General features: G+C 65.5%; 5 protein-coding genes. 4 read left to right on the top strand and 1 reads right to left on the bottom strand.

Annotated elements, in window-relative coordinates; translation table 11 throughout:
- A partial coding sequence (locus ACTICP_RS14440; RefSeq protein WP_441893552.1) for a DUF2945 domain-containing protein occupies positions 1 to 185 on the top strand: 185 nt, incomplete at its 5' end.
- A gap of 12 nt (positions 186 to 197) precedes the next feature.
- Entirely contained in the window at positions 198 to 752 is a 555-nt protein-coding gene (locus tag ACTICP_RS14435) for a DUF488 domain-containing protein (RefSeq protein ID WP_029152144.1), read from the top strand.
- Positions 753 to 755: 3 nt separating this feature from the next.
- Here the strand turns inward: ACTICP_RS14435 and ACTICP_RS14430 are convergent, their stop codons facing one another.
- A complete protein-coding gene (locus tag ACTICP_RS14430) occupies positions 756 to 1,961 on the bottom strand; it encodes a N(5)-(carboxyethyl)ornithine synthase (protein WP_441893550.1) in 1,206 nt (401 codons plus the stop codon).
- A gap of 251 nt (positions 1,962 to 2,212) precedes the next feature.
- Here ACTICP_RS14430 and ACTICP_RS14425 point away from each other — a divergent pair, with 251 nt between their 5' ends.
- Together ACTICP_RS14425 and ACTICP_RS14420 are read left to right on the top strand one after the other, a co-directional pair.
- The gene (locus ACTICP_RS14425) at positions 2,213 to 3,082 is read left to right on the top strand and encodes an SIS domain-containing protein (RefSeq protein WP_441893548.1); all 870 of its coding nucleotides are present in this window, start codon (positions 2,213 to 2,215) and stop codon (positions 3,080 to 3,082) included.
- 48 nt (positions 3,083 to 3,130) lie between these two features.
- On the top strand, positions 3,131 to 3,907 hold a 777-nt coding region (locus ACTICP_RS14420; RefSeq protein ID WP_441893546.1), incomplete at its 3' end, for an ABC transporter substrate-binding protein.

The following is a 3,907-nucleotide window of genomic DNA, read 5'->3' as shown; positions in this document are numbered from 1 at the left end:
ACGTTCGCTGGAATTCCGAAGTCGGAGAGGTCTCCGGCGTCATCGTCAAGAAGCACACCAGCGACACCGAGTACAAGGGGCATACGCGCCGGTGTTCTCCCGATGATCCGCAGTATGAGATCAAGAGCGACAAGACGAACCACATCGCGATGCACAAGCCCGGTGCGCTGCACAGGATCCGCTGATCGAGCCGCACGATGGATGAACGTCGCGAGATCTGGACGATCGGCCACTGGACGTTGGAGATTCCCGACTTCCTCGCGCCGCTCGACGAGCACGACATCGAGGTGCTCGTCGATGTGCGCGCCCATCCCGGCTCCCGCCGCAGTCCGCAGTTCGGGTCAGACACCATGGCTGGGTGGCTGGCGGAGGACAGCATCGAGTACCGGCGGTTGCCGAATCTGGGCGGCCGTCGCCCTCGCCAGGACGTCGACTCGCAGCTCAACGCCGCCTGGCAGAACGCGAGCTTCAAGAACTACGCGGACTACACCCTCACCGGTGACTACCGCCGGGGGATCGAGGAGCTCACCGCGCTCGCGCGATCGCGACGCACGGTGGTCATGTGCGGCGAGCCCGTTCCCTGGCGCTGTCACCGCCTGATCGTGGCCAATACTCTCGTCGCCGAGGCGTGGATGGTGAAGCACCTGCTGCCTGAAGGCGCTGTTCATGAGCACGTGCTCGGCCAATGGGGAGCGCCGCCCGTTGTCGGCAACGACGGCCTCGTGACGTATCCGGACCAGTCACCGGGCTGAGCTCTACGGTGCGAACAGGTGCGGGTACTCAGCGCCGCGACCCTGGAAGCTCAGGATGCTCGGGTTCCTGATCACGCCGTCGGTTATTTCGATCGCGTTGGAGATCGCGGGATCCTCGGACCACGCTTCCGGGCCTTCGAGAACCGTGCGCAGGAACGGCAGGATCGCCGCGCTGATCTCCCAGGTCGCCGAGTTCCACAGATACGACGGGCTGTGGTCGACGCCGTAGTAGTCGACCCCCGATCCCACGGTGAACATCGGATCATCGAACGTCGTCGGCTTCGCCCACTCGAACCCCATGCCCTCATCGCACGAGACATCGATGATCAGGCTGCCCGGCGCGAAATCGTCCAGATCCTCGGTGCGCAGGTACGTGATCGGTGCCGCGACGTCCTGCAACGTGCAGTTCACGACGATGTCGTGCAATGCGAGGAAGGCCGGGAGGAGGACGTCGCCGTCCGCGGTGAGGACCGTGCTGAGGTGGGCAGGCCCGTCACCCGTGTTGAGCTGGGTGATGTGCGCGCTGTGGATCGGCGAACCGACGGCCGCGACGCCGCGCTGCGTGAGCACCTGCACGTCGTGGACCCCCTGAGCCTTCAGCGCGGTGACCGCGCCGCGCGCCGTTGCGCCGAACCCGATGACGACCGCGCTGCGGCGCGGGCCGTAGTCTCCCGTCGTTCCGGTGAGGCTCAGGGCGTGCAGCACCGAGCAGTATCCGGCGAGCTCGTTGTTCTTGTGGAACACGTGCAGGTTGACATCGCCCTGCCCCGTCCAATGGTTCATCGCTTCGAAGGCGATGAGGGTCAGTCGACGATCGATCGCCGTCTGCGTCATCGCCGCATCCTGCACGCAGTGGGGCCATCCCCACAGCACGCCGCCCTCCGGAACGGCCGCGACGTCGGCCGCCTGCGGCTTCGGCAGCAACAGCACATCAGCAGAATCGATCACTTCGGACCGTTCCGCGACCCTGCCGACGCGCGCCTCGATATAGCCGGGTCCCAGATGGAAGTCCGCGGCATAGCCGCGCTCCACGATCATCCGTGCTCGCACGTCGGCGTCGATGTAATCGAGGTGATGAGGGTGAATCGGAAGTCGGCGTTCGTTCTCCATCGACGAGCCTGCGAGCAGCCCGAGGGTCAGGAGCCCCGCGCTCGGGGCAGGCGCTGACGTGGCATTGACGTCGAAGGACGGTTGAGCAGTGCTGGACATCCAGCCTCCCATCATTGGGAACCAAACAGCTCCGCTGTTAAACATACGCGTCGCAGGCTTGTCGCTCGCTCTGCGAGCGCGGTGACTGCACGAAATGTCATTAAAACGCTCAACAAGAATGATCGAATCGAGCAGTTATCGTGACACTCGCGCGGAAACTGTGCACGATGAGTTCACGTGGTTCGCCGACAACGAAGCGGGCGGACCTCACCACCGAGTGAGAAAGACAGGACCCATTGACTACGAGCACCGTGACCCAGCAGGAGATCCTCAGCCAGCCCCGGGTGTGGCGACAGGCGCTGAGCATGACGCTCGACGTCCCCGCATTCGGGGAACCGGGGGAGCGGGTCCTCTTTCTCGGATGCGGGACGAGCGCATTCGTCGCGGAGTCGATCGCCGAGTTGCGAGAGCGGGCCGGATACGGCGTCTCGGATGCGGGCTACGCATCCGAATGGTCTCCGGGGAGAGAATATGATCGCGTCGTCGTCATCAGCCGGTCCGGTACGACGAGCGAAGTGCTCGCGGTGCTCTCGCAGATCCCCGACGGCACCGCGACGACCGCCATCGTCGGCGTCGGGGCATCGCCGGTCGCAGAGGCCGTGGACAGCGCGCTCGTGCTCGACTACGCCGATGAAGAATCGGTTGTGCAGACGCGCTTCCCGACGACGGTGCTGCTGCTCGCTCGTCGCTCATTCGGAGAGGACGTCACCCATCTTCCGGCTCAGGCCGAAGACGCGCTCTCGCGCGAGACGGCGGTCCGCGCATCCGACTTCTCGCACTTCGTCTTCCTGGGACGCACGTGGACCTATGGACTCGCGCAGGAGGCCGCGCTCAAGGTTCGCGAGGCCGCGCAGGCATGGTCCGAGTCGTACCCCGCGCTCGACTATCGGCACGGACCGATCGCGGTCGCTCACGAGGAGACCCTCGTCGTCGTGTTCGGCGAGCTCGCACATGACCTCGAGCACGATATCCGGCGAACCCGCGCGACAATCGTGTGCGAGGAGTTCGATCCGCTCGTGCAGCTCGCACGCGCGCAGGCGCTCGCGGCTGACCTCGCCTCGGCGCGCGGCCTCGATATCGATTCGCCGAGACACCTCACCCGATCCGTTGTCCTGGGCTGAGGAACTCTCATCCATCGACGGAATCACGGTCGACGACAGGCACAGTCAATGTATGCACCATTCTACAAGGAGGCAGAGCTCATGAGTCATCTCGGTCACCACATCTCCCACACGCGTCGCGCCGTCGTGCGGGGCTCCGCTGGCGCGCTCGCGATGGGCCTCGCGGTAGGCCTCGCCGCGTGCTCGTCGGGCTCGAAGCCTGCGACGGAGCTCGATCCCGACGCCGGCGTCACGATCACCTGGTGGACGGGGCAGGCCGACCAGGCGCAGACGATCCTCGAGGGCCTCGTCGACGAGTTCGAGGAGGATCACCCGAATGTCACGATCGAGATCTCGTCCGGCGCCCCGTCGACGGAGGATCTGCTCCAGAAGCTGTCGTCGTCCTTCGCGGGCGGCACCTATCCCGACATCTCTTACGCATTCGGATCGTGGGCGAGCGAACTGGCGGGTTCGGGACGAACCCTCGACATCACGGATCAGGTGCAGGACGATGCGGAGGTGAAGTGGGACGAATTCTCCGGCGCGGCGCAGGCGACCGCGCAGCCAGAGGGCGGCCCGACGATCGGCTTCCCGGCGGTCGTCGACAACATCTCGCTGATCTACAACAAGACCGTCTTCGACGACGCCGGCGTCGACTATCCGACGGCCGACTGGACCTGGGAGGACTTCCGCGACGCGGCGGCCGACCTCACGGATCCCGCCACGAAGACGTACGGGTACGGATACTCCGTGTCCGGATCCGAAGAGACGACCTGGCAGTTCTGGCCGCATCTCTGGCAGCGCGGCGGCGAGATCCTCGACGGCAGGGAGGCGACGTTCGACTCG

Origin of the sequence: Microbacterium sp., from assembly GCF_052102115.1 — a bacterium.
Taxonomy (GTDB): Bacteria; Actinomycetota; Actinomycetes; order Actinomycetales; family Microbacteriaceae; genus Microbacterium.
Note: the sequence above shows the minus strand (reverse complement) of the source record. Positions and strands in the feature narration are given on the sequence as shown.

What these genes read in the sequence shown, in the direction of transcription:
- ACTICP_RS14435 (WP_029152144.1), top strand. Translation starts at nt 198, where the DNA reads ATGGATGAACGTCGCGAGATCTGGACGATCGGCCACTGGACGTTGGAG.
- ACTICP_RS14430 (WP_441893550.1), bottom strand. Translation starts at nt 1,961, where the DNA reads ATGTCCAGCACTGCTCAACCGTCCTTCGACGTCAATGCCACGTCAGCG.